Source organism: Castellaniella sp. GW247-6E4 (assembly GCF_040276065.1).
Taxonomy (GTDB): domain Bacteria; phylum Pseudomonadota; class Gammaproteobacteria; order Burkholderiales; family Burkholderiaceae_B; genus Castellaniella.
Genome location: NZ_JBELOI010000001.1, coordinates 450069 through 476316, shown reverse-complemented (window position 1 = coordinate 476316; position 26248 = coordinate 450069). Strand labels below are relative to the sequence as shown.

The window sequence follows — 26248 nt, the reverse complement described above, 5'->3', positions numbered from 1 at the left end:
CAAAAAAAAACTACTCTATTCCCAGCCGCGGACCACGCGTCCGGCATTGACTGGCATACGCTCTCCCGCTTCGACGGCCAACTGGCCGTTGACCATGACGTACTCAATGCCCACGGGATAGACATTGGGCCGCGCAATTGTGGATTTGTCCTCGATCCGGCCCGGATCGAAGACGGTGATATCGGCATAGCTGCCCACGCGCAAGTGGCCGCGCCTCTTGAGCCCCAGGCGGCGGGCCGGCAACGAGGTGATTTTGCGCACCGCCTCCTCGAGGGGCACGATTTTCTTGTCCCGGACATACTGGCCCAGCCATTTCGCCACCCAACCGTACGAGGATGGCGAAAACTTCATGTCCGCGAGTTCGCCATAGGGGGCCAGCGCAATCGTGTCGGACATGATCGCGCAATCCGGATGCGCCATGGTCAGCGTCAGGTCCGCTTCGGTGAGAATGTGGCCGACCCAGGTGGCGTTGTAGAGGTTCTCGCCCTCCTCGAGCAGCAGGTCCAGGATGGCGTCGTAGGGATCGCAGTTGCGCATCCGGGCGATTTCCTCGAAGCTCAGGCCGACCAGCGCCTTGTTGGCCTCCGAGGCAAAGAGAATCAACTGGCTCCAGCGCCTGGCAGGCACCAGCTTCCAGATGGTCAGGGGGTTCTGCTTGATCAGCTCGCGGGTCTCGGGGTCCCGTAAGCGCGCCCGTATCTGCTCGATCCCGCCCTCGAACGCCCACGGAGGCAGCACGGCGCTCAGCAAGGTGGGGCCCCACTCGTGAGGAATCGCGTCAAAACCCACATCGACACCCTGGTCGCGCGTCCATTGGACCATTTCCAGGGTGTGTGCGGTGGCCTCCGGCGGCGCGCCGAACTTTGGCGTGATGTGCGAGATCTGGGTCTGTACCCCCGAGAGCCGCGCCACAGACAGGGCCTCGCCGATGCCCTGTTCGTAGAAGTAATCCCGGTTTCGGACGTGGGTGGCGTAGACCTTGTCCTTGCGGGCGGTGACTTTGCAAAGCTCCAGGACCTCCTCGGTCCTGGACGCATTGCCCGGCGAATACTCGAGCCCCGTCGAAAAACCGATGGCGCCCTCTTCCAGGCTCTGCTCGAGCAGGCGCGCCATCTGCCGCGTCTCGTCCATCGTGGCGGGGCGCTGCTGCCCTTTCAGCACCCCGATGCGCAAAGGCCCGTGGCCAACGTAGGCGGCGACATTCACGCCAAGCGGGCGGCTCTCCAGTTGGTCGAGATACTCCGCGAACGTGCGCCATGTGATATCGATGCTCGAGTGATGCCCCACGATGCTGCGCTTGAGAATGGCAGGGTCCCCGATCACCGGCGCACAGCTATGCCCACAATTCCCGATAGCCTCGAACGTCACCCCCTGGTGAACCTGGCTCTCGGCCTTCCCGTCCACCAGCAAGGTGAAATCGGAATGCGTGTGCAGATCGATGAAGCCTGGCGACACGATCGAGCCGCGCGCATCGACGCGGCGGCGACATTCCGCCCCCGCCAGATTGCCGATCGCGGTCACCGTATCCCCGGCGATTCCGACATCAGCCTCGTACCCCGGCTGGCCCGAGCCGTCCACGATCAGACCGCCCGTCAAGATCACGTCAAACATTTTCAGCCTCCCCAGCCCCCGCGGGCTGTATCAAAAAGACCATCGGAGAACCACTCACCCATTACGCTCAGAACAATTTCCCAGGCAGCCACAATGCAATCTGCGGAAACAGATACAAGAGGGCCAACATGAGGATCAGCAGCATCCAGTAGGGGATCGTACCAATGACGACATCCTTCATCGGACGCCCGCCCGATACGCCCTGGATCACAAACAGGTTAAAGCCGACCGGGGGCGTGAGGTTCGAGAGCTCCACCAGCACGACCAGCACCACGCCAAGCCATACCGGCGAAAATCCGAGGGAAACCATCAGCGGATGCACGATCGGCAAGGTGAGGAACAACATGGAGGCGGGCTCCAGGAACATACCCAGGCAGATGTACATCACGACGAGGACGGTAAAGAGCAGCGGGATCGAAAAGTCCATGCTGGTGACCCATGCCGTGATCTGCTGCGGCACCTCGAGCATCGACAGCGCCAGCGAAACGATCTGCGCCGTGACGATCAACAGGATCAAGAAGCACGTCGTATAGACGGCATCCTGGGCCGCATTCCGGATCGTCGCCCAGCTCAGGCGTCCGCCGAACACCCCGATCAAGGCCGCGAATACGCAACCCAGCGCGGCCGCCTCGGTCGGCGTCGCCAGGCCGGTGTACATCGACGCAATGATGGCGATGATCAAGGCGAGGGCGGACCACATGCCGTACAAACCGCGCATGGCCTCGACAAAGGAAAACGGCAGTTTCGGACCCGATGACGAGGGCTGGATCACGGCACGCAGATAGATCCACACCATGAAGATCAGCGCCAGCAGGATGCCCGGTATGATTCCCGCGGCGAACAATTGGCCGATCGATTCGCCAACGAATACCCCGTAGGCGATGAAGGTCACGCTGGGCGGAATCAGGATCCCCAGAGTCCCGCCAGCGGCAAGCGAGCCCATGACCGAGCGCGGGGGGTATTTGTGCTCGTCGATCTCGAGTGAAATGGCCACCGACCCCAGGGATGCCGCCGTGGCGACACTCGAGCCGCACATGGCCGAGAAAATGGCCGAGCTGAAGATATTCGCATGCAGCAGGCCGCCGGGGACCGAGGACACCAGGGCTTTGCTGCCGTTGAATATCTTCTCGGCCAGTCCGATGTGCAGGATCAGATAGCCCATGAAAACGAACAAGGGCAGTGAAATCAGCGCGTATTGGTCGGCCAGTGTGTTGAACAGCAGCAGACCCAGCATGATCAGGCTGCCGCCGCTATCGGCCAGAACGACGAGCGCGAAGATCCCCACGCATGCCATGGCGATCCCGATATGCATGCCAATAAACAGGAGCGGCAGCAAAATACCCAGGATGATGCTTATATTTCGCAGCAGATCGAAACTTTCCATGCGCTTCTCCTATCGCCTCGGCGAGGGCAAGCCCTCACCGGATATCCATTCACATTTTGCATTCGCATGCAACCTCATGACGAGGACCCTGCCCTCACGACCGCGCGCCGATGGCCAGGGACCCATGTCGCGGTGCCTTAGCCCGCGGCCTGCAAAACCCTGCCGATATAATTTTCAAGAACCTTGGATACATCGTTTGCGTATCCGTCATGCGAGAGGCTGCCCAGAAAGGTGATCGAGCCGACCGCGAACAAACTGCCCCACCCTTCGCGCGGCGCGGCATAAATCATGTGCGAACAAATGCCCGGGTGCGCGCGCTCCGACGCGCCCGGCAGCGTCCAGGTCAGAATTTCCTCAGGGGCGGTCTTGAACGAGGGGCCGTGCTGCTCGGATACGGCGACGACGACGGCATGATCCGGAGTCCCGAGGCTCTGGTCCGCCTGGTCGAGTTCGAAGCCCGCCGCACCACCGCCCGACAAGCCAAATCCGCCAAAGGTTTCATCCTTGACGCCATCGAACAGCCAGGCAACGCCGGCGTCGCGGGACTCGGGCGTCCGACGGTAATGGCTCCCTTCGAATTCGCCCTGCACAGTGAAACCGACCCCGCCAACCGCTTGAGGCGCCAGGCCGTTGCGGCGCCACAGGCCGCCGTAGCCGCCGTCCAACTGGTGATAATATTCCCCGGGCTCGCTCGCCCAGGCGCGTACGCCGCCTTCGGCGCGGCGAATTTCCAGCAACTCATCATCGGCGCCGCCCAAGGCGATCTTCCAATAGAACCCATTGCCGCCGAGGTAGGCCAAGTGGCCGCCATTCCGGCGAAAGTCGATCAACGCCTCCAGCATGGCGCGGGTATGGTATTCGGGATGGGATCCGGTGAGCAGGAGATCGTACGGCGCCAGCACCTCGGCACCCTCCTCGTGCAGATCCTCGTCGGTGATCACATCGTAGGCAATGCCTTTCGCCGCGAGCCAGTCGGTCAGATGCGAATCCGCGGGAAAATGACGCAGCCCCGAGCCGCGTGAGTCCGCAAAGGTCAGATAACCCGGCCGCATGGTCAGCAAGGGCCGCAGCCTGGACGACAGGCTGACGCCGGAACCATCGGGATGGCGGTTGTAGGTGGACAGGCCAAACTGCGGGACCCTATCGGGATTATGGGGATACGCACCCCAGCGTTCGATCCGTTCGGCCAGCGCGCCCGGGTAATTGCCGCGCGCATGGTTTCCATAGGCCAGGTAAGTCAGCGTAGAGGCCAGATACGCCACGCGCGCATGGGGTCCCGACTTGGCGGGAACGACAAAGAACGGAATTGTGTCGCGGCCCTGCCCGTTATCGACGACCAGGCCATAGACCGCAGAGCGCGCCGACTGGGGAATCCGCAGGACCAGGCTCGTTTCCCAACCGCAGTCCGACAAGTCGTCCGCATGGAAATGAATGGCCGCGTACTCCTCGGGCCCGTCCTTCCAATCCATGATCAGGCCGCTCCAGCGCATGCCGCGCACCGCACGCATCGGCGCATTGATCAACCGCATCCCGCCGTCTTGGTCAACCGTGTTCGCGACGCATGATTCCTCCATGTCGCTGGAGAAATCCCACCGCGCGATGCAGCGCGCACCTCCGTCCAGCGACACACCCGGAGCCTCGATACGCCCATCGAAAAACCAGAAGGGCCGATCTCCGCGTCTCGCACCGGCCACCAGGACGCGATCCAGCGCCCGGCCACGCCAGTCTGCCGGCAGCGGCGTCTTGGCGCGCGCCGTCCCGGCGGGCGTCCCGTGCTCATGCGCAATCAGCTCGATATCGACACCATCCCGTGAAAACGCCGCCCGTATGAAATACCACGCGCCGCGGTCCACGCCCAAACCCGTCGCCAGCAAGGCCGCGTCACCGGGCCTGTCGAGCCCGTGCAAGACCAGTTCGCCGTTCGCAACAGCAATCACGACCCCCTGCGAGCCGCCTTCGTCCTGGATGGACACCAGAGCCTGGGGATCCTCCTTGACCAACAGACTTTGGAACCCGAGTTCCACGACGAAATCATCGCCGGGCTTTATCGGTGCTATCGGGGCGATGCCATACGAACCCAATTGCGTGGTCTGATACAGGCCCGGGCGTGGATCGGCATCGAGCTCGAAATCCACCGGCACGCACTTCATCCCAGGCCCGTCTGGATTCGGATCCGCACAGTCAATCCTGACCACATGCGCCGAGAACGGCGCATCGCCAGCGGAACTGATCTTGAACTCGAGCCGAGAACCCGGCCGGCCCCGCAAGGGAGTCACATAACCGACGATGGGCGGTTGCGCAGCACCACGAGTCACAGGCATCGGGCCCCTCCTTGCTCCGGGCTCAAACAGGGGATCCCTGGACCGCGCCGGAGCGGCTACACCATTCGCACATGGGATGACGATGGCTGGTTTTGTCTTCTTGCATTCGTATGCAAGGCGATTTATGAAGCGAATGGTACTGATTTCTCTAAACACAGTCCATATCGCATTGTCATGAAATACGCAAAATACGGGTAATCCCCTAATCGCGAAGAAATTTTCGGGCACCGCACCGGGAAGCGGGTTGCGCGAATTTTTCTGGCCGCGATGACCTCCCCTCTTGCGCAGCACTCTAGGCCAGGAATGCCTTGATCAAGGGCGTGACGACCTCCGGCATCTGTATGTGGGGCGCGTGCCCGCAACCAGCCAGCTCGGTGAGCTGCGCGTCCGGAATCACCGCTGCCAGCTCACGTGCCAAGGCAACCGGCGTCGCCTGGTCCTCCAGCCCGACCACCACAAGCGTCCGGCTTTGGACGGATGCCAGGCCCGGGCGCAAGTCCACCATCATCAGATTGCGGCACATCCCGATGAAGGCCTCTGCATCCATCTCCGCCAGCGCCGCCCGGCAGGAGGCCACCGCGCCCGGGTGGGCCTGCGCATAGGCCGGCGGAAACAAGCGCGACAAGGCGATATCCATGACGGCGGGCATGCCGCCCTCCCGCACGCTGTCCATCATCGCCCGCACACCCTCTTTGCCCGCCGGCGGGAAAGCCGCTGCGCTATCGAGCAGGACCAACCGCCGGACCTCCTCCGGAAACTGCTGAGCCAGCGACAAGGCAACAAATCCGCCGTAGCCATTGCCAAGGACACCGAGTTCATGGTTCAGGCCATCGGCTGCCAGCGCCGCCATCAATTCCGCCGCGACTTCCGGAATCGATGCGCCGGAGCGGGGTGATCCGCCATAGCCCGGCAGATCGGGGATGACGACGCGATACCCCGAAGAAAGCTCCGATGCCAAGGCATCCATGCTGCGACTGTCCGCAAGAAGCGAATGCACCAGCAAGAGCGGGCGCCCGTGCCCAATTTGACGCAAGACCATAGACCCTCCGAGAGATTGGTAACTTCACAAAAATGCCAAGCTTGAAAGATTCGTGATATCTCAGAACTACAATTTTCAATATTAATAATTCAGATCACATCATAGAATATTATTGAATCATGATGGATTTTCCTGCTAACTTATTGATATAAAATAGTTTTTACTTACGGGATCATAAGCTATCGCTTATGTTGATCAAGGGAAGCCTTTTGATGTAATATATCAGAAATCGATTTGCAAATATTGTGATATGTCAATACACAAAGCAATCTCATTGAGCCAGAACGTGTACCAGGTCCTGAAAAGCGAAATCCTCGAATGCCGGCTGTTGCCGAATTCAGATCTGCGCGAGCAACATCTCGCGCATCGCTTCGCGGTCAGCAAATCCCCCGTCCGGGAGGCCCTGCTGCGTCTGGAGCAGGAGCGGCTCGTGACGGTGGCGCCCCGCCAGGGCTACAAGGTGGCACCCATCTCGCTCGAGGATGCGCGGGAAATGTTCGAACTGCGCAAGGTCCTCGAGTCCGCCTGCGCCGAAACCGCCGCGTCGACCGGCACCAAAGAATCCCTGAGCATGCTCGATGCCTTCCGGACACTGGATCACGCCGGCGGCGACGCGCCAACCGACGCTTTCATCAAATACAACCGCGAATTCCACATTGCAGTCTGCGAAAGCTCCGGAAACTCGCGCATGGCTCGCTTGGCCACAGATCTGATCGAACAAATGGAGCGGATGATCCGCTATAGCGTGGACGCCATGCCGGCCCAGAACAAAAGCGTGCTGCTCCAGGAGCACGGTGAAATCATCGACGCCATCCAAGGCGGGGACCGCCGCAAGGCCAGCCGCCTGATCAAGCACCACATCTCGGATGCGGAAAAACGCGTCGTCAATCACCTCAGCCAGGCAGCCATCCATCGCTGACCTTACCAGGAGGACACATGCAGGAAACCTACGCCCCAGACGAAAAATCACGCATCCCCAACGTCGGCCACCACATCGGTGGGCGTGAATTTTTCGGCGATGGCGAAAACATGATCGACATCATCAACCCGAACCTGGGAAGCGCGTTTGCGCGCGTGCCTGACGGCAGCCCCGCCACCGTCGAGGTCGCCTACGCCAGCGCACGCGACGCATTCGAGTCTGCCGCCTGGGGCGGCCTGTCGATCCGCGAGCGGGCCAAGCTCGTCAATCACCTGGCCGATGTGCTCGAGGCTCACCTCGAAGAACTCTACCTTCTCGAAACCCAAAACAACGGCCGCCCAATTCGCGAAACCCGCGCCCAACTCGCCCGGCTGCCGGATTTCTTCAGATACAACGCCGGGCTCGCGTTAGCTCGGCGCGACGCCGTGATTCCCGTCCAAGGCGAATATCTGAACTACACCCTGCGCACGCCGGTGGGTGTGGTTGCCAACTGCACGCCGTTCAACCACCCCTTGATGATCCTCTGCAAAAGCCTCGCTCCGGTCCTTGCCTCCGGCTGCACAACCGTGATCAAGCCCTCAGAGTACACACCGCTCACCACCCTGCGACTGGCCGCCTTGTTTTCCCAGGCGGGTCTGCCGGACGGCGTCTTCAATGTGGTGACCGGGATAGGCGCCAACACCGGCAAGGCCGTTGCGAACCACCCCGGATTCGACAAGTTCGTCCTCACCGGCGGGACCGAGGCCGGCCGGATCACCGGGGCCCTGGCCGGCCGCCACTTCGCGCGGCAGACACTAGAGCTCGGCGGCAAGACCCCCGTCATCGTGTTCGACGATTACGACGTGGACCAAGCCGTGAACTACGCCGCGTTCGGCGCATACATCGCGGCGGGCCAGACCTGTATTTGCGCCAGCAGGCACTTGGTGCACAAGAGCATCTACGACGAATTCGTCAGGAAACTGGCCGCCAAGGCCGCCAGCATCCGCATCGGCGACCCGGCCGATCCCGAGACTCAAATGGGCCCTGTCATCTCGGAACGCCAACGCCAACGCGTGCTCGACTTCGTGCAGCGCGGGCGCGATGAGGGCGCACGCCTGGTGGCGGGCGGCCAAGTCCCCTCCCATCTGAAGGGACAGGGGTTCTTTGTCGAGCCCACCCTGTTCGCCGATGTCACACCCTCGATGGCAATCGCCCGCGAGGAGGTGTTCGGCCCGTTCACGGTGGCCATCCCCTTCGAGACCGAAGCCGAGGCGATCGCCATCGCCAACGATTCGCCCTACGGGCTGGCCGCGGCCATCCGCACGCGCGATGTCGCCCGAGCCCACCGGGTCGCCGCGAAAGTGAAGTCGGGCATCGTCTGGATCAACGATCATCATCGCCTGGACCCTGCTTCACCCTGGGGCGGCGTCAAAGATTCCGGCATCGGGCGCGAATGCGGCACAGAGTCCTTTGATGAACATTTCGAGGTCAAGAGCGTTCTCGTCAACGTCGGCGACCACCCATTTGATTGGTACGGTCAGGCAGCCGAAGGTACGCGGCGCTTGAATTGAAATTACAACTAGAAAATCGCCACTACTTGCCGTGCACCCAAACCCGGTGCCGGCAAACAACAGGAGACTATGATGAGCACGGACTTGGCTAAACGAATACACCGGCACTGCTCCATGCGCGCAGTCGCGATCACGCTAGCAGTTGCCTGCCTTTCCACAACCGCGTTCTCGGCGAATGCCAAGACGCTGCGGTGGAGCAACGAAGGCGACGTGACCTCTATGGATCCGTATGCCTTCTACACAACCAGCAATGCAAGCTTTCTCCAGAACATCTACGAGCCTCTCGTAAGGCTCAACAAGGAACTGAAGCTCGAGCCCGCACTCGCCACTTCTTGGGAGGTGGTTGAGCCCACGAGGTGGCGTTTCAAGCTGCGCAGCGGTGTGAAATTCCATGACGGAAAGCCGTTCAATGCCGACGACGTCATTGCGTCGCTGAGGCGTGCGGGTGATCCCAATTCCCCTTATCGCGTGGCCCTGAGCGCGGTAAAGGATGTCGTGAAGGTCGATGACCTCACCGTGGATGTGCTTGTGAACGCCCCCTACCCCGTCCTGCTTAACGACCTTGCAGCGGTATTCATCATGAGCAAGGGATGGATGGAGGAACACAACAGCCTCGCAGCAGTCAATCCCACAAAGGGCGAGGATAGTTACGCCTCTATGCATGCGAACGGCACCGGCCCGTTCATGCTGAAATCCCGGCGACCGGATGCGGAAACCGTTCTGATCTCCAATCCAAATTGGTGGGACAAATCCGAAAGCAATGTCACCGAGGTTGTTTTCCGCCCGATCAGTTCGGACGCAACGCGTGTATCGGCTCTGCTATCGGGCGAGCTCGACTTGATCACGCCCGCTCCTCTCCAAGATGTCGAGCGCCTCAGAAAAGCTCCGGGCGTCGACGTGATTCTCGGCCAAGACGTGCGCCTGATCCTGCTAGGCCTCAATCAAGGCGCCGCACAACTCAATGCCAGCGACATCAAGGGGAAAAATCCGCTTGCCGATCAGCGCGTCCGCAAGGCACTGACCCAGGGCATCGACTTTAAAACATTGACGGCTCGGATTCTACGCGGCCTCACCAAACCGACAGCCAATCTCGTTGCACCACAGATCCAGGGATATGATGCAGCGCTCTCGGATCCACTGGTGCCTTATGATCAGGATGCCGCCAAGGCCTTGCTGGCGGATGCCGGATACCCCAATGGTTTCGAATTGGGCATGGACTGCCCTTCGGATCGATACGTCAATGCCGAACAGGTCTGCCAGGCCATTGCAACGATGTGGGCCCGGATCGGGGTGCGCGCCAGATTGACCGTACAGCCCATGACGCCATACCTGAAAAAAATGCTCGGTGGTGGGGCGGACGTCTATATGATCGGCTGGGCGAATTCCCCCCAACTCGACGCCTACGTCATGCTCAATAGCGTGCTGCATACCAAGGGTGGTAAATCGGGTGCCTGGAACCCCGGTGGTTATTCGAATCCCCGGCTGGATGAATTGGCTACAAAAGTCAGCTCGGAGCTCGATATGGCCAAGCGCCAGGAGATGATCAGCGAAGCCTTTACCATCCACCGCCAAGACTTCGGTTCCATACCGCTCTATCTCGAGCCGCTGGCCTGGGCCACTCGAACGGGCGTCAATGTCGTGCAAACAGCCGACAATAAGGTGCGGCTGTGGTGGATCACGATCGATTAGGAAAAAACAGCCACCACAAAAAAATGCCTCCTGATAAGGGCGCCTCGGATCGTTTCAAAACATAAGGGATATAGGGACAAAATGAGCAGAAGCAGCGACACCTGGTGCATCATCGGTGCTGGAATGGGCGGCAAAGGGCTCGTGGCGGAACTCGGGACCGCCGGCATCCGCTTGCATGTGCACGACATCGATGAGATGCAAATTGCCGGCATGCGTGAAGCCGGTGGGCTTCATGTGGAGGGGCGGGATGCAAATTTCGCACCCACAGCGCTGGCAACCACCGACCTCGCCGCAGCCGTCCAAGGAACGTCCGTCATCCTTATATCGACCTACGGCAATGCGCATCCAGCGGTCGCCCGCATGCTTGCGCCCCTGCTGGTCGATGGCCAAACGATCGTGCTGATCCAGGGGCATTTCGCCGGATCACTCGCTTTCCGCGCAGCACTCGACGCCGCTGGCTGCCGTGCCAATGTCAACGTCGGTGACATGGACGCCTATCCCTACATGCTGACGGTGAAAGCGCCCGATCGCGTGCTGATGACATCGACCAAAGAGGCCTGGAGCCTTGCGGCCTACCCGGCCTCCAGCAGCACCGCAATCATGGACAGGATAGGTTCCGCCTTCCCGGGCATGAGGGCCGCTCCCAACTTGCTGCATACGGCTTTTAATGACCTCGGCGGACTCTTCCACGTTGCGGGCATGATCACCAACGTGGCCATGGTGGAAACGCCCGGAGCCTATAATTTTTACGCAAACAATATGGTTCCCAGTGTATGCCGCCTGATCGAGAAGCTCGACCAGGAGCGAGTCGCCGCCGCGCAAGCCTATTCGGTGGTCGTACCCAACGTACGCGATTGGCTTGTCGAGACTTACGCTCTGCAGCACCCCACACTAGAGCAGTCCCTGCAGGAAATGGCAGTGACCCATTATCGCTACGCGCCTGCGCCCAAGTCGCTTTCGCACCGGTATCTGGTGCAGGACGTGGCTTGCGATCTCGTTCCCATGGCTGAACTGAGCCGAGCGGCCGGTATCTCGACGCCAGCCATGGACGCCGCCATCGGCATGGCCAATGCTTTGACAGGTCGTGACTTCATAGCCGAGGGACGCAATATGCAGAGCCTCGGGCTGGAAGGCAAGTCGGTCGAGGAGATTGTTGCCGATATTTCCGCCTGACCGCCTGCGATCCGCCACAACCGCCATGTTCACGGGCCACTGTCGCACCACCACCTCGGGAAATGAGCCTCACACCCACGAGGACACACGCACAGTTGAACTATCCGACAAAGAGAAAAAAACGTGATCTTGTTTGTCCTGCGCCGGTGTATCCAGGCCATCGTTGTCGTGCTGATAGTATCGTTCGTGAGCTTCGCGATGTTCACTTACGTCGGCGATCCCGTGAACAATATGGTCGGAGAGGAAGCCGGCCCCGCGGAACGCGCCGAGTTGCGCACCAAGCTGGGCCTGGACGATTCGGTGCCGGTGCAATTTGCACGTTTCGCGAGACGGGCGGCTTCTGCGGATTTCGGCATCTCCTACCGCAATGCCGTGCCAGTGACTCAACTGCTCACAGAGCGGCTGCCGGCGACGCTGGAGCTCGTGATCTGCGCCACGATATTCGCCCTGGTACTTGGCATATTGTTCGGCGTCTATACGGGGATAAGACAAAAGGGCCTTCTTTCCCAGCTCATCCAAATGCTATCGCTGGCTGGCATATCGCTTCCGAGCTTTGTGGTGGGCATCCTGCTGATCCTCGTGTTTTCGGTCACGCTCAATTGGCTGCCGTCGTTCGGCCGCGGAGAGGTGACGTCCGTCGGCGGGTGGACGACCGGTTTTCTGACACTGAGCGGCATCAAGGCCCTCATTTTGCCATCCATTACACTGGGCCTCTATCAAATGACGCTCATCATGCGGCTGGTGCGCTCGGAAATGCTTGAGGTGCTACGCACCGATCACATCAAGTTTGCGCGCGCTCGGGGACTACCAGAGAGGCTCGTTTATTTTCGCCATGCGCTCAAAAACACGCTTATCCCCGTCATTACCATAACCGGCTTGCAAATCGGATCGTTGATTGCCTTCGCAATCGTGACCGAGACAGTTTTCCAATGGCCGGGGATGGGCCTGCTATTTATACAAGCCGTAGAGTTTGCCGATATCCCCGTGGTGTCGGCTTATCTCGTGCTTGTCGCGGTGATGTTCGTATCCATAAACCTCATCGTCGACCTTCTTTACTACGCCGTGGATCCGCGCCTACGCGCCAACGGTGCGGCCAAAAAATGAATTCCGCCAAGGATCAACAAATGGCTACTTGCACAGAAAACATCAGGCGAATTCTCGACCACGACCTTGTGTGGAGCCTTCGCTCATCGCCAACAGCGATTCTTGCCGCGGTGATCACTGGCTTGCTGTTCATGATTGCAATTGGGGCTCCATTCATCGCACCGCAAAACCCCTTTGATCTTGCCTCTGTCAGCCTCCTGGATTCCGAGCTTCCCCCAGCCTGGATGGCGGATGGCACGAGCCACTACATATTCGGCACCGATACCCAAGGCCGCGACATTTTCTCCCTCGTCATATACGGCCTGCGCATTTCACTCATGGTGGGCTTCTTGAGCGTCGCAATGTCTTTGCTTATCGGCGTCTCGCTTGGCCTATGGAGCGGTTACGCCGGTGGCTGGGCAGACACCATCATCATGCGTGCCGCCGACGTAAAGCTGAGTTTTCCCACCATCCTCGTGGCAATCATGCTCAACGGGGTGGCAAAAACCCTGCTGCCCGGCGAGGTGTTCCAGCAGTCCGTCCTTCTCATCCTCGTCTTTTCCATAGGTATATCGGGCTGGGTGCCATACGCACGAGTGGTGCGAGGGCTCGCCATGGTCGAGAAAGAGAAGGAATACGTCCAAGCCGCGCGTCTTGCGCGGCGTTCAGCCAGCGCCATTGCCATTTCGCATGTCCTGCCCAATACCCTCGGGCCGATTGCAGTCATTGCCACGATCAACCTCGCGCTCGCCATCCTCACTGAGGCGACTTTGTCCTTTCTGGGCGTCGGCATGCCGCCCACGGAACCCTCGCTTGGCACGCTCGTGCGGATAGGGAACGAATATATGTTGTCCGGCCTATGGTGGATCGTTATTTTTCCATCTCTCATGCTCGTGGTGCTTATTCTCGCCGTCAACCTGTTCGGCGACTGGCTCCGCGATGTCTTTAACCCGAAACTGCGATGAAGACTCCATTACTTCAGGTCGAGAATCTCAGAGTCGAATTCCCGACACGACATGGTACGTTGGTCGCCGTGCGCGATGTGTCGTTTTCGGTGGAAGCCGGCCGAATCCTTGGCATCGTCGGTGAATCCGGAGCCGGCAAATCTCTGACAGGTTCCGCCATTATCCGCCTGCTCGAACCACCGGGACGCATTGCGGACGGCCAGGTTCTGCTTGACGGCCAGCGCATTGACAACCTGCCGCTCGCCACGATGCGGACGGTCCGTGGACGGCAGATCGGTGCCATTTTCCAGGATCCACTGACGAGCCTGGATCCTTTGCAAACAATCGGTTCCCAACTTGTCGAGACGATCGATGTACATCTCGACATAAACAGATCGGCATCGCGTGCGCGTGCCCTAGAACTGCTGGGCGATGTCGGTATCCCCGCTCCAGCGGACCGTTTCGACCAATATCCACACCAATTCTCGGGAGGCATGCGCCAACGCGTGGTAACGGCACTGTCACTGGCGGCCCGGCCACGCCTCATAGTGGCTGATGAGCCCACGACGGCGCTTGATGTGTCCACACAAGCGCAAGTGATGGCGCTCCTGAAACGTCTGTGCGCGGACCATGGCGTTGCCGTGATTCTGATCACCCACGACATTGGTGTCATTGCCGAAATCGCGGACGAAATCGCTGTCATGTATGCAGGCCAGTTGGTTGAGATCGGGCCGGTGCGGCAGGTCATCGACCAGCCGCAACACCCCTACACCTCCGGGTTGATGGCCTCGGTGCCAAGGCTTGAACAGCGTCAGGCGCGCCTGAATCAAATCGGCGGCGGCATGCCGCGGCTCGACAGCATGCCGACGGGCTGTGCATTCCATCCACGCTGTGCGCTAGCCACCGAGCAGTGCAGAGTCGAATCACCACCCTTGGAACTTCATTTCGGCAGGCAAGTCGCCTGCTGGCACGCAGGCGAACATCATGCCTCTCAACCCGAATCAGTCACAGAAGGTACTCCCCACCCGGATGCCGAAGCCCGAACGGAGGCCCCCCTCGTTTCGGTAAAGGCGCTGTCCCGCCATTTCGGGATCTCGCGATCGCCCCTCACGCGTATTGTCATGGGCCAAAAACCACAAACGCTCAAGGCTGTCGATGAGGTATCGCTGAATATCTGGCGCGGCGAAACACTGGCTATGGTGGGCGAATCCGGTTGCGGAAAATCGACCTTTGCGCGCCTGATGGCTGGCCTTTACACGCCGACGTCGGGAAACATATCATTTTCCGGCGCGCCCCATTCGCAGCCACGCATCCAGATGATCTTCCAAGACCCCTATGCAAGCCTCAATCCAAGATGGCGAGTGGAAGATATCATCGCCGAGCCGATGCGCATGGCAACGCCTGTCCCGAGCGCTGCGCAGAGACGCGAGCGCGTCGCAGATTTGCTCAACCAGGTCAGCCTGTCACCCCGCGACGGCGGAAAGTATCCGCATGAGTTCTCCGGCGGACAGCGCCAACGCATTTCCATAGCACGCGTGCTTGCGGCGGACGCCGAGTTCATTATCTGTGATGAGCCGACTTCGGCGCTCGATGTCTCGGTTCAGGCGCAAATCCTGAATCTCATGCAGGACTTGCAGACGACCTTCAACCTGACCTACCTATTCATTTCGCATAACCTGGCCGTGGTCCGGCATGTCGCCGATCGGGTCGCGGTCATGTATCTCGGGCGAATCGTGGAGATTTCGGATGCGTCCGAATTCTTTACCTCGCCAGCACATCCCTACTCCCGCTTACTGCTGCAGTCCGTGCCAAGCCTGTCAAGGCGGGACGATGAAAGAACGGCAATCAATGGCGAGGTGCCCAACCCCATGTCGCCGCCAAGCGGTTGCGCATTCCACCCTCGCTGCCCCTATGCCAATGACCGCTGCCGTGTGGAAGCCCCACGGGACGTGCCCCGGCCCAGCGGGCGTGTCGCCTGCCACGCCTGGGAGGAAAACCGCTTGCCGTATATGTAAGGCCAATGAATATATCAAGCAACCAGGATGCTTGGTAGCGAAACACTTTCCGATCATTTTCTGAGGAAGACATGAGCTGCGCAAAAAATGGAATATGGACCATCATCGGTGCCGGTCATGCCGGCTATAGTCTCATCGGCCGCCTTGGCACATGGGGCTACCGTATTCGCGTGCTGGACACCGACAAGCACAAGGTTGCGGCGATTGACGCGAGCGGAGGGCTGCATGTCGAAGGGGGCGACAAGGATTTCGCGCCGGTGGAACTGGCAAGCACAGATCCCGCACAGGCGCTGCGTGGCGCGGACGTGATCGTCGTATGCACCTACGGAACAGCACACGCGCAAGTGGCCGAAACCATCGCGCCGTTTCTGGAGGACGGCCAGACCATTTTGCTCCTCCAAGGCAATATGGCTGGGGCGCTCATCGTCCGCCGCGCACTTGAGAGAGCCGGCTGCCGCGCGCACGTTGATGTCGCGGATATGGATTCCTCGCCTTTCCAGGCCAAGGTGCTGGCGGCCGACCGCGTCCTCCTCACCGGCATGAAGGCAAGGTGGCAGCTTGCCGCCATGCCCGCCAGCCGCACAGCCGCCGTCCTCGAGCGAGTCGGAGCAGCCTTTCGCGGCATGGTGGCCGCAACAAACCTCCTGCACACCGGCTTCGCAGATCTGGGGGGGGTCTTCCATGTCGGCGGCATCATCACCAACGTGAGCCGCGTCGAAGACGACGGCGATTACCACTTCTATTCGTCGAATATGGTGCCAAGCGTATGCAATCTCCTCCTGAAGCTCGACGCGGAGCGGGTGGCGATCGCAAGGGCATACGATGTCGCGGTGCCCGATGCCGTGTCGTGGCTCGCCTCGACCTACAGGATGGAGCCGTCTTCGCTACACGACATGCTGCATGCCCTTGCAAGCACCGCATATAAGTATTCACCGGCACCAAAATCTTTGCAGCACCGATTCCTTGTGCAGGATGTCGGTTGCACTCTGGTTGCTTTCTCGGCATTGGGTCAAGCGGCCGGCATCCCATCGCCCACGACCGACGCGGCAATCGAGATCGCCGGCGCATTGACGGGGCATGATTTCTGGCATGAAGGCCGATCACTGGACGCCCTTGGGATTGCCGGCATGACGCCACAAGAAATCGTCGAATACATAAGCTGACAAGGCCTGCCGGAACCTGCTGGGCCTCGGTCACACTACGAAGGCGGCGGATTCCGGAAAATCAGATTTCCGGCATGCGCGCCGCCCGACACTCACAAGAGGTCAGTCACGATTTCAGGTGAAAACATGAAGATCATCATCGCAAGCATCAGTCATGAAACCAATAGCTTCTCTCCGGTTCCCACGAGCCTTCGCTGCTTTGGTGTTGGTGACGGGCCGCTATTCGGACAAGACGCTCTTTCTATTTTTCGGAATACCCGAACACCTTTCGGCGCATTTGTCGATATCGCGGAGGAAAAAGGCCACCAGATCGTGACGCCCGTGGTCGCACGGTGCTCGCCCAGCGGGCCGGTGGAGGATACGGCCTATCGTGTCATTTCAGAGTCCCTCATACAGTCTGTCCGGGACGAGCACTGTGATGCCCTTTTGTTGGATCTCCATGGCGCGATGATTACAGAGTCCCTAGACGATGGCGAAGGCTTCTTGCTCGAACGGCTACGCGAGATCGCCCCCGATCTACCGATTGGAGTCGCGTTGGACTTTCACGCGAACGTATCCGAAAGAATCGTAAAAAACTCCACCGTCCTCATGGGATACAAAACGTACCCCCATGTAGACATGTACGAAACCGGAACACGGGTGGCCAATATGCTATTCGAATCGATCGCCGGCACAATCAGACCAAAAATATCGTGGAACAATCTGCCGATGCTTCCACACACTTTGTGCATGGATACCGGACAAGAACCCATGGCTGGGCTCATCAGGATGACGATAGACGCCGAGCAGGAGGAATCCGTACTGGCGGCCAGCGTCTTTGGTGGATTTCCGCTTAGCGACACCTATGACGCCGGGTTCAGCTGCGTCGTGGTCACCGACGCGGACCGCCCGACCGCCGATCGGGTTCGCGATCGCATCTTGGCAGAAGCGTGGGAACGACGCGCGGATTTCGTATACCAGCCAGAACCTCTTTCGGACGCGATTGCCAGGGCTCAAAGAGCAAGTGAGGGGCCGATACTTTTGATTGACCATGCTGACAATTGCAACTCGGGCGGCACCTTGGATTCCATGGAAGTCATCGCCGAAGTGCTGCGTCAAGGACTGACAGGGGTTGCTGCCGCGCCGGTTTGTGACCCAGAAGTCGCGGAGCAACTTCACAGAGTCGGCTGCGGCGGGCAAATCACTGTCGATCTCGGTGAGAAGGTTGCAGCCAAAGGGATAACCGGAACACGCGCGCCTCTGCGCCTGAGCGGAAGGGTGACTGGCTTGTCGAACGGGCGGCTCGTGGTCGAGGGCCCCGTGTACACCGGAACCGAATTGAATATGGGAAAATCGGCCGCATTCACCACCGATAACGGAATCACGATTGTTGTCACATCCAGGCGCATCGAGCCTTATGATCTGAATGTCTTTCGTGCCGTGGGTGTCGAACCCACAGAACAGCGATTCCTGATCTTGAAGTCCAGAATACAATACAAGCCGGCCTACCTCCCGATCGCCAAGGGGGTTATCGAATGCAACGGCAGGGGGGTCGCCAGTTCGGATTACGGAATCTTTAAATTTCAAAGGATCCGCAGACCGATCTATCCGTTGGACGCCGACGCAGCCACGACACGATCAGGGCGGCCCGAATAGCCGTCGCGGGATGAGCGCCCGCTCCCCCCGACTCTACCCCACGCTCCCAATAAACCCCCTCACCATCCCCACGAACTCTTCAGGGCGCTCGAAAGGCGCGAGGTGCCCGCAATCCAGCTCGGCATAGCGGGCACCGGCGATGGCATCGGCCATGGTCCTGGCATGCGCCTTGGGTACCATATAGTCCTGTGTGCAGCCGATCACCAGCGTGGGCGCCTTGACGCGGGCGAGGTGGGGCCTGATGTCCAGCCGGGCATCCAGTGCGATCTGGCGCGCGATCCCGTCCCAGCGGTTCGATACAATGATGGCATCGAGCCATTGCCTCATCTGCTCTCGGTCCAGGTTCGCCAGAAACGCGGGGCTGAAGCCCGTCAACAGGATCATCTTGGCAAAGCTGTGTGGATCGTGGCGAATCAGTTCCAGCCAGAGTTCGGACTGCAACCCCAGCCTCGCGTCCTGGCCGGTCGGAAACCCAGCCAGCAACGTCAGTGACCGCAACAGGTCTGGATGCTCGGCGGCGATCTGGATCGAGACGCACGCCCCGAGCGAGAAGCCGACCAGATCGAATGGCACCGCATCGGCGGCTTCGGCGGCGGCGACGATCTGCGCGGCAAGCAGCTCAATGCTCAGTTCCCCGGGCGGATCGGTGGTCTCGCCCGAGCCTGAGTAATCGGCACGCACCAGCTTGCGGTCCCTGGACAAGGGCTCGACCAAGTGGCCCCAGTTGCTTTGCAGGTTTCCCCCGGTACCGGCCACCAGGACCAAGCCAGGACCATCGCCATCCACCTGGTACGACACCCGCGTGCCCAGCACGTCGACAAACCGCATGATGCGCTCCTTGATCCCGTCCTTGAGATGGGCTTTTGTAACCGAATCCGACAGCACGGGTCAATGACCACCCGGCCGCGTCCGGCCAAGCGGCCCCGCCCGCCGGCGCCTCTCCGCGCCAACCCACGTGTTAAAGCAGGCCCCGAGGCTTCGCGGCTTGCGCGGCCGCCTCGGCGCGTTCGCGCACCAGCGCCACCCAGAACGCAATCTGGCCCAACAGAGCCGCGCCCACCAGCACGACGGCAGCCGACAGTGCAGGATCGCCGCCCACGGCGGCCAGCGTGGTGCACAAGGCGCCGATCGTCATCTGCGCACAGCCATATAGGCCGGCCGCCGAGCCGATGCGGGCCGGATCGACGCTGATCGCCTTGGTCAGGGCTGCAGGGCTGGCCATGCCCGCGCCGCAGGTGAACACCAGCATGATGCCCAGGATCCCGTAAAGGGTCAGGCCCTCGGCCAGCACGACGGTCAGCAAGGCCCCCGCACTCACGAGGCAGATCATGTTGCCCGTCAGCATCAGCCGCTCCATCGGGACACGGCGAATCAGGCGGCCGGTCAGTGCGTTGCCCACCGACATGCCCACAATCATGAAGCCGAGGAAGAGACCCACTTCGCCGGCCGTGCGGTGCAGTTCGTCGATGAAGATGAAGGGCGCGGCCGCGATAAAGGCGTAGATGGCGGTTGTGGTACAGCCCCCGCCCACGGCGAATCCGGCGAATTTGACGGATGACAGCAGGTCGCGATAGCTGCTGAGCAGAACCCAAAAGAAATGGAGCCCCCACGCCGCGCCTGCGGCTTGCTGCCCCCCAAGGGGGCCGCTTTTCCCTTGGGGCGGCCCAGCGGGAAAAGAGGGCCCCCACGCCGCGCCTGCGGCTTGCTGCCTCGAACGGGCGCCGCCGGTCTCGGGCAGCAGGCGCCAGGTGAGCCAGACGGTCAGCAGGCCCAGGGCCGACAGCAACCAAAAGATGGCGCGCCAGCTCATAGAGGTCGCGATGGCGCCGCCAACGATGGGCGCCAACCCGGGCCCGATCATTATCATGAGATTCATCAGGGCGAGTTGGCGCACCGCTGTATCAGCCTGCGCGGTGTCGCGCACGATGGCGCGCCCCAGCGCGAGTCCCGCGCAGCCACCCAAGCCCTGGGCCAGGCGCGCGCCCAGCAACAGGTGCAGGTTGGGTGCGAGCGCCGCAGCCAGTCCCGCCAATGCATACAGAATCAGCCCCGCGATAAGGACGGGGCGGCGCCCCAGCGCGTCGGATAGCGGCCCGTAGAGCAATTGGCCGGACGCCAGACCGAGGATGTACAGACTGATCGTCATCTGCATCTCGCCCACGCCCGTGGCCAGGCCCCGCGCCGCGAACGGCAGGGCCGGCACGAACATATGCATGGCCATGGTGCCGCTGATGGTGATCATGACCAGCAGCCAGATCGGCGGTCGGGAGCGCAGCGGGGGCGGCCCCAGGGCCAGCAGACGCCAGGCGCGGGCCCTCACACCCATTGCTCCGGGTCCTGATCCAGGGCGTCGGACACCTTGAGCAGCACGGCAAAGGCGGCGTCCAGCTCGCGGGAATCGACGATATTCAATAAGCGGGCTCGCAAGTCCTGGGCAATCGCCTCGACTCGGGCAACCATGTCACAGCCCTCGGGGGTCAGCCGCAAAGTCTTGGCGCGGCGGTCAGCATGCTCGAGGCGCTCAACCAGGCCGTCGGACTGCAAGGCATCGAGCAGACGCACCACAGAGGAACCGTCCAGACCCATGGACTGGGCCAGGTCTTTCTGACGCAACGGCTCTGGCGCGCGCGACAGGTGCAGCAAGGCCAGCCAGGTGGCCTGGGTCAGGCCCAGTGGCAGGAGGCGGCGATCCAGCACCCTGCGCCATTGCCTGGAGGTGTGGCCCATGAGGGCAAAGAAGGATTCGCGCGAAGATCCGGCAACATGGGGCATGAGAGGACACGAGCCGCCCGAGGCGTGTTCGTCCATCGGCGGCAGAATTAAATGGCTTTCAAATTATATTACATGCCAATTATTGGTGACTGCCTGTTGCCGGGGCGATGCCAGCCGGTGCGGCTTTTCCGCTGCGGTTTTTCACGAGAAACCAAACCGTTCCCAATCAATGGCGGGCGGACAGTAGCCCAGGCGAATCATCAGACGATTAACGTGCTCTCCGATACCACGGCAAAAGAAAACGGGACGTCCTGCGCCCCGTTTCCTCTCTCTCGATTTCCAGCCTCAATGCCCGACTGAATGGGGCGTCTCGGCGCTGTGGAAGATGGTGTCGTCCGCCTTGCCCTTGACCGTGAGGATTCCCGCCACGCCCTTTTCAACGCGCGACAAGGCATGGTCGACCATGATGTACTTGCCCGGATAGTCAGTCTTGAACTCGACCATCGTCGCGCCGCCCGGCGGCACCATGGTTGTCTGGATATCGGTCAGGGGCTTGCTGGTAAGCGACGCCTGATCATACACGCGATCGAATATCTCGCCGATGACGTGGAAACTCGAGGCCAGGTTCGGCCCGCCCACTCCCATGAAGATCCGCACGGTATCGCCCACATTGGACTCCATGCTGTAGACCTTGGTCAAAGCATCCATCGATCCGTTGAACATCACATGCTCGGGATTTTCGGCCAGGAGCTTTTCCAGCGAGAACTCCTGCAGACCGCTCGCGCCGTGCGGCTGGGCGGTATAGAGCTCGCCCTGCATCACATAGAACTCGCGATCGACCTTGGGCAGGCCGCCCTCGGGCTCGACGAGAATCATGCCGTACATACCGTTGGTGATGTGCTGGGCCACCATGGGGGTGGCGCAGTGATACACGAACAGGCCGGGATGACGGGCCGTGAAGGTAAAGCTCTTGGTCTGGCCCGGAGGCACCTGCGTGACGTCGGCGCCGCCGCCCGGGCCTGTCACCGCATGGAAGTCGACCGAGTGGATGTGCGTGCTGTCCTTGGCGTTGGTGACATTGATCGTGACCAGATCGCCGACGCGCACACGGATGAAGGGTCCGGGCACCTTGTTGTTGAAGGTCCAGAAGCGATAGGTGCTGTGGTCGCCCAGGCGGCCCTCGACCTCGGTGGTCAGCAGGTCCACCGTGACCTTCTGAGGCCCGCGTTTGCCGACAGGCTCACCCACATCATTGGGATCGTGCGCGATCTGCGGCGCCTTGGGCTCGATCTCGGCCGTGGGCTCACCCACGACGATCTTGCCCACCATGCCGGCCGCCTTGTGGCCCGGCAGCGTGCACAGGTATTCGAATGTGCCGTTCTTGGCCGCCCGGAACACGATAGCCGTGGCCGCTTCCCGGCCGGAGATATTATCGGACTTGGCATGGAACTCAGGAATCGCGATGTCGTGGGTGGCGCCATCCCCGTTGACCAGGTTGATCTGCACCACGGCGCCTTCAGGCACCTTCAGGTCAGGATTGATCTGTCCGGTGATCTCGCCCCTATCCCCGATGAACACCAGCTTGCCCTCTGCAATCGAGGTGCGCAGCGTGAACGTGACATCGGGCTTGTACGTCACCGACCGATCCACACCATCATCGCCATGAGCGGCGAACGCGGCGCCGCCAAAGGCCAGCGAGGCCACCAATATCACTGACATCCAGAATGACATCCATACCGACCTCATCATCACCTCCTGCTTTAACCATCGAATGATTCAGCATGGATCATATAGGTAGCACATGCCGCGCGCAATGAAGCCCCCACTAAGCCACCGCCCATCGGGCATCCCTCTTGGGCGGCAGAGCGGCAGGGCGGCCGGCTCGCCCGGCCACGCCCGACGGCAGGGTCGAAAAGCCGAGAAATCCCTAGAAACCCCAAATATACCGACAAAAACCTTATAATCCGCCACGAGGCCCATGGTCTTTCCGGCAAAGCCTTCGCGTATACTGGCCGCGTGATGACCAGGATACAGTTTTCCGCGCCAGGAGCGCTTTTCTGTAGGCGAACCCTTGCTGACCGAAACCCTTTCCCCTGGACGCTCGTCGAAGGCCCGCATGCTTAGACGCGTACCCGTCGCCCCTGAATCGACACGCTGCTCCACCTGCATGCTCAATGCGATCTGCCTGCCGCTGGGCATGTCGCGCACCGACGTCACCAAGATGGACGAGCTCATCAGAGAGCGTATCCGGCTGAGCAAGGGCGGCGCCCTGTATCACCTGGGCGACCCGGTCGACGCCATCTACGGCATCCGCTCCGGCTCGATCAAAACCCAGCTCGAAGACGCGGGCGGTCAGGTCCAGATCACGGGCTTTCTGCTGCCCGGGGAAATTCTGGGTCTCGATGGCTTGATGAACAACCAGCACGTCTCGCACGCGGTCGCGCTCGAGGACTCCGAGGTTTGTATCATCCGCCTCGACGAGATGGACAGGCTGTCCCTGCAGCTACCGTCCCTGCAACTGCAGTTGCGCCGCCTCATGAGCAAGGAAATCAACCGCTCGCACCAGCTGCTGCTCACACTGGGCAGCCTGCGCTCGGAACAGCGCCTGGCGGCCTTTCTGCTGAACCTGTCGCAGCGCCTGCAACTGCTGGGCTACTCGCCCTACGAATTCATCCTGCGCATGAGCCGCGAGGAAATCGGCAACTTTCTGGGCCTGACGCTCGAAACCGTCAGCCGCCTGTTCTCGCGATTCGCGCGCGAAGGGCTGATCCGCGTCCAGCAGCGTGAGGTGCACATCCTCGACATGGGTGCCCTGCAGGCTCTCTCCGGCACTGACTGCGGCTAGCCGCCGGCCGCCCCGAGATCCAGGACACTAGACCGGCCGGAACCGGATCGGTCCGCTATTCCACGGGATCGCCGAACTCGTCGATCTCGACCCCGCGCGGCGCGATCTGCAATGTCAAGGCGCTCGACAGGGCCGCCATCATCCAGAACGTGAAGAACCCCAGGCTGTAGACCAGTTGCCGCGAGGCACTCAGGTGATCGAGAAACACCACGTCCTGAGGGTCCACCAGGGCGAACACGATGGCGCTGGTCACCCCGGCGACCAGGAAAGACGGCCACAGTATCCACATCAATTTGCGCAGCGTCGGCTTCATGCATCCCCCTTGTAGTCGAGCGAGCCCGGTCGATGCCCAGGCCTGTCCTGTGCCGGCGGGCTGACATGCAGCCCCCGCCGCACCCCGCCGTCCTGTATGGCCTGGTCCCCGTAGGACTGGAAGGCCAGGACGATTGTAATGATGCATCCGACCACGGCCAAGGCCGGGCCGAGCATCAACAGCCAAGGCCAGCGGTGCCGCCACCAGGGCCTCTCGGTTTGGCCGGCTGCGTCGACTGGCCGGATTTCCTTGCGTGCCATGGATTCACCTCTTGCAATGCCGGGACGCGGCGCCATCGCTCTACCGGGGCACATAGAAGCTGGACTGCTCGATCACGGTGCTGACGTCGTCCGGCGCCCGGGTGCCCACGCCCGTGAAACTGATATCGTGCAGCCCGGGCGCCAGGCCCTGGGCCGGCGCGCGCAGGACCACGGGCACCAGCCGGTTGGACGAGCCCTCGACCTGCACACGCGTGGCGCCATCGGTGGTTTCGACCACCAGCCCCGGCACGCCGCCCACGCTCAGATCGAGCGTCACCGGGCGCTCGGACGAATTGATGAGCTGCAGGCGATAGACGTTTTCGATCAGGCCGCCGGCGACCTCGCGCCCCAACGCACCACGGTCGCGGATCACATCCATGCGCAAGGTCGTGCGCGTGGCCAGGGAAAACACGAAGCCGATGGCGATGGCGCCCAGCACGGCCGAGTATGCGATCACCCTGGGCCGCAGCACGCGGCGGCGCGCCTGGCCCTGCGTCAAGCCCTCGGTAATGGCGTTGCCCGAGGTGTAGCGAATCAGGCCGCGCTCATAGCCCATCTTGTCCATCACCTGGTCGCAGGCGTCCACGCAGGCGCCGCAGCCGATGCACATGTACTGCAGGCCATCGCGGATATCGATCCCGGTCGGGCAGACCTGCACACACAGGCTGCAGTCCACGCAATCACCCATGCCGGCTTCCTTGTGGTCGATCTTGCGCGAGCGGCCGCCGCGCGGCTCGCCGCGCACATGATCGTAGGTCACGACGAAGGTGTCGTCGTCGACCATCACGCTCTGAAAGCGCGCATACGGGCACATGTACTTGCACACTGCCTCGCGCATGAAGCCGGCGTTGCCCCAGGTCGCGAAGGCGTAGAACAACATCCAGAACCACTGCCATGGCCCCAGTGTGAAAGCCAGCAGGTCCGAACCCAGCTCGCGGATCGGCGCAAAATACCCGATGAAGGTATAGCCGGTCCACAGCGCGATCAGCACCCACAGGAAATGCTTGATCGCCTTGATGCGCAGCTTGCGCGCGTCCCAGGGCTGTTCGTCCAGGCGGATGCGCGCCAGCCGGTCGCCCTCGATCTTGGCCTCGACCCACATGAAGATCTCGGTGTAGACCGTCTGCGGACAGGCATAGCCGCAGAACAGGCGCCCCGCCATCGCTGTGAACAGGAACAGCGCGAACGCCGAGAGCACCAGCAAGACCGCGAGATAGATCACGTCCTGCGGCCACAGCACCATGCCAAACAAGTAGAACTTGCGTGCACCCAGATCAAAAAGCACCGCTTGCCGGCCATTCCATTGCAGCCACGGCAAGCCGTAATAGATGAGCTGCGTGAGGAACACCATGGCCACGCGGATGCGCGCATAGTTGCCCGAAACCGAACGCGGATGAATCTTGCTGCGGACCTCGGCCAGCGCCCGCTCGACCTGCGGCGAGGAACCCCCGGAACCCTTGCGCACCCTCGGAGGCTGCGGCGGGGGTGTGCGGCGAGACTTTTGCTCCACCACCAGTTCAGGGGTTTCCTTGCTCATGATGTCCTCGATATCGATTCAATCGCCGCGCGGGCGGCCGCCTCGGGGCGGCTTG

The 26248-nt window shown here is 61.3% G+C and carries 21 protein-coding genes; 10 read left to right on the top strand and 11 right to left on the bottom strand.

Annotation, left to right across the window (positions count from 1 at the left end; genetic code table 11):
- Positions 1-15: 15 nt before the first annotated feature.
- The 4 genes from ABS761_RS02215 to ABS761_RS02200 form a co-directional block, all read right to left on the bottom strand.
- Positions 16-1611 (bottom strand): N-acyl-D-amino-acid deacylase family protein, encoded by a 1596-nt coding sequence (locus ABS761_RS02215; RefSeq protein WP_350406364.1) that lies wholly within the window; start codon positions 1609-1611, stop codon positions 16-18.
- Positions 1612-1678: 67 nt separating this feature from the next.
- Entirely contained in the window at positions 1679-2995 is a 1317-nt protein-coding gene (locus ABS761_RS02210) for a TRAP transporter large permease (RefSeq protein WP_350406363.1), read from the bottom strand.
- A 137-nt stretch (positions 2996-3132) separates the two neighbouring features.
- A complete protein-coding gene (locus tag ABS761_RS02205; RefSeq protein ID WP_350406361.1) occupies positions 3133-5316 on the bottom strand; it encodes a N,N-dimethylformamidase beta subunit family domain-containing protein in 2184 nt (727 codons plus the stop codon).
- 292 nt (positions 5317-5608) lie between these two features.
- Positions 5609-6355, bottom strand: coding sequence for an alpha/beta fold hydrolase (locus ABS761_RS02200; protein ID WP_350406360.1), 747 nt, complete (start codon positions 6353-6355; stop codon positions 5609-5611).
- A 274-nt stretch (positions 6356-6629) separates the two neighbouring features.
- Between ABS761_RS02200 and ABS761_RS02195 the strand changes: the two genes are divergently transcribed.
- The 9 genes from ABS761_RS02195 (at position 6630) to ABS761_RS02155 (ending at position 18526) form a co-directional block, all read left to right on the top strand.
- Positions 6630-7274 (top strand): GntR family transcriptional regulator, encoded by a 645-nt coding sequence (locus ABS761_RS02195; protein WP_350406359.1) that lies wholly within the window; start codon positions 6630-6632, stop codon positions 7272-7274.
- A 17-nt stretch (positions 7275-7291) separates the two neighbouring features.
- The gene (locus ABS761_RS02190; RefSeq protein ID WP_350406358.1) at positions 7292-8824 is read left to right on the top strand and encodes an aldehyde dehydrogenase; all 1533 of its coding nucleotides are present in this window, start codon (positions 7292-7294) and stop codon (positions 8822-8824) included.
- Between the two features lie 69 nt (positions 8825-8893).
- Positions 8894-10513: an ABC transporter substrate-binding protein gene (locus ABS761_RS02185; RefSeq protein ID WP_350406357.1), complete on the top strand. Its 1620-nt coding sequence runs from the start codon at positions 8894-8896 to the stop codon at positions 10511-10513.
- An 81-nt stretch (positions 10514-10594) separates the two neighbouring features.
- Positions 10595-11686 (top strand): NAD/NADP octopine/nopaline dehydrogenase family protein, encoded by a 1092-nt coding sequence (locus tag ABS761_RS02180; protein ID WP_350406356.1) that lies wholly within the window; start codon positions 10595-10597, stop codon positions 11684-11686.
- A 123-nt stretch (positions 11687-11809) separates the two neighbouring features.
- On the top strand, positions 11810-12790 hold the full coding sequence (locus tag ABS761_RS02175; RefSeq protein ID WP_350406355.1) for an ABC transporter permease: 981 nt from the start codon (positions 11810-11812) through the stop codon (positions 12788-12790).
- A complete protein-coding gene (locus tag ABS761_RS02170) occupies positions 12787-13734 on the top strand; it encodes an ABC transporter permease (RefSeq protein ID WP_350406354.1) in 948 nt (315 codons plus the stop codon). Before ABS761_RS02175 ends, ABS761_RS02170 begins: the two co-directional genes overlap by 4 nt.
- Positions 13731-15728 (top strand): dipeptide ABC transporter ATP-binding protein, encoded by a 1998-nt coding sequence (locus ABS761_RS02165; RefSeq protein ID WP_350406353.1) that lies wholly within the window; start codon positions 13731-13733, stop codon positions 15726-15728. Before ABS761_RS02170 ends, ABS761_RS02165 begins: the two co-directional genes overlap by 4 nt.
- 71 nt (positions 15729-15799) lie before the next feature.
- Positions 15800-16891: an NAD/NADP octopine/nopaline dehydrogenase family protein gene (locus ABS761_RS02160; RefSeq protein WP_350406352.1), complete on the top strand. Its 1092-nt coding sequence runs from the start codon at positions 15800-15802 to the stop codon at positions 16889-16891.
- A gap of 126 nt (positions 16892-17017) precedes the next feature.
- Positions 17018-18526, top strand: a complete 1509-nt coding sequence (locus ABS761_RS02155; RefSeq protein ID WP_350406351.1) for a M81 family metallopeptidase — start codon at positions 17018-17020, stop codon at positions 18524-18526.
- A gap of 33 nt (positions 18527-18559) precedes the next feature.
- Here ABS761_RS02155 and ABS761_RS02150 read toward each other — a convergent pair whose 3' ends face one another.
- The 4 genes from ABS761_RS02150 to nirK form a co-directional block, all read right to left on the bottom strand.
- Positions 18560-19354: an alpha/beta fold hydrolase gene (locus ABS761_RS02150; protein ID WP_350406350.1), complete on the bottom strand. Its 795-nt coding sequence runs from the start codon at positions 19352-19354 to the stop codon at positions 18560-18562.
- A gap of 130 nt (positions 19355-19484) precedes the next feature.
- Positions 19485-20852: an MFS transporter gene (locus tag ABS761_RS02145; RefSeq protein WP_350406349.1), complete on the bottom strand. Its 1368-nt coding sequence runs from the start codon at positions 20850-20852 to the stop codon at positions 19485-19487.
- On the bottom strand, positions 20843-21298 hold the full coding sequence (locus ABS761_RS02140) for a MarR family winged helix-turn-helix transcriptional regulator (protein WP_350406348.1): 456 nt from the start codon (positions 21296-21298) through the stop codon (positions 20843-20845). Before ABS761_RS02140 ends, ABS761_RS02145 begins: the two co-directional genes overlap by 10 nt.
- A gap of 285 nt (positions 21299-21583) precedes the next feature.
- The gene (nirK, locus tag ABS761_RS02135) at positions 21584-22957 is read right to left on the bottom strand and encodes a copper-containing nitrite reductase (RefSeq protein ID WP_350406347.1); all 1374 of its coding nucleotides are present in this window, start codon (positions 22955-22957) and stop codon (positions 21584-21586) included.
- A gap of 397 nt (positions 22958-23354) precedes the next feature.
- Between nirK and ABS761_RS02130 the strand changes: the two genes are divergently transcribed.
- Positions 23355-24083, top strand: a complete 729-nt coding sequence (locus ABS761_RS02130; RefSeq protein ID WP_350406345.1) for a helix-turn-helix domain-containing protein — start codon at positions 23355-23357, stop codon at positions 24081-24083.
- 55 nt (positions 24084-24138) lie between these two features.
- Here ABS761_RS02130 and ABS761_RS02125 read toward each other — a convergent pair whose 3' ends face one another.
- The 3 genes from ABS761_RS02125 to ccoG are packed head-to-tail and all read right to left on the bottom strand — an operon-like array spanning position 24139 to position 26193.
- On the bottom strand, positions 24139-24396 hold the full coding sequence (locus tag ABS761_RS02125; protein ID WP_350406344.1) for a hypothetical protein: 258 nt from the start codon (positions 24394-24396) through the stop codon (positions 24139-24141).
- On the bottom strand, positions 24393-24656 hold the full coding sequence (locus tag ABS761_RS02120) for a hypothetical protein (RefSeq protein WP_350406343.1): 264 nt from the start codon (positions 24654-24656) through the stop codon (positions 24393-24395). Before ABS761_RS02120 ends, ABS761_RS02125 begins: the two co-directional genes overlap by 4 nt.
- 40 nt (positions 24657-24696) lie before the next feature.
- A complete protein-coding gene (ccoG, locus tag ABS761_RS02115) occupies positions 24697-26193 on the bottom strand; it encodes a cytochrome c oxidase accessory protein CcoG (protein ID WP_350406341.1) in 1497 nt (498 codons plus the stop codon).
- Positions 26194-26248: the final 55 nt, after the last annotated feature.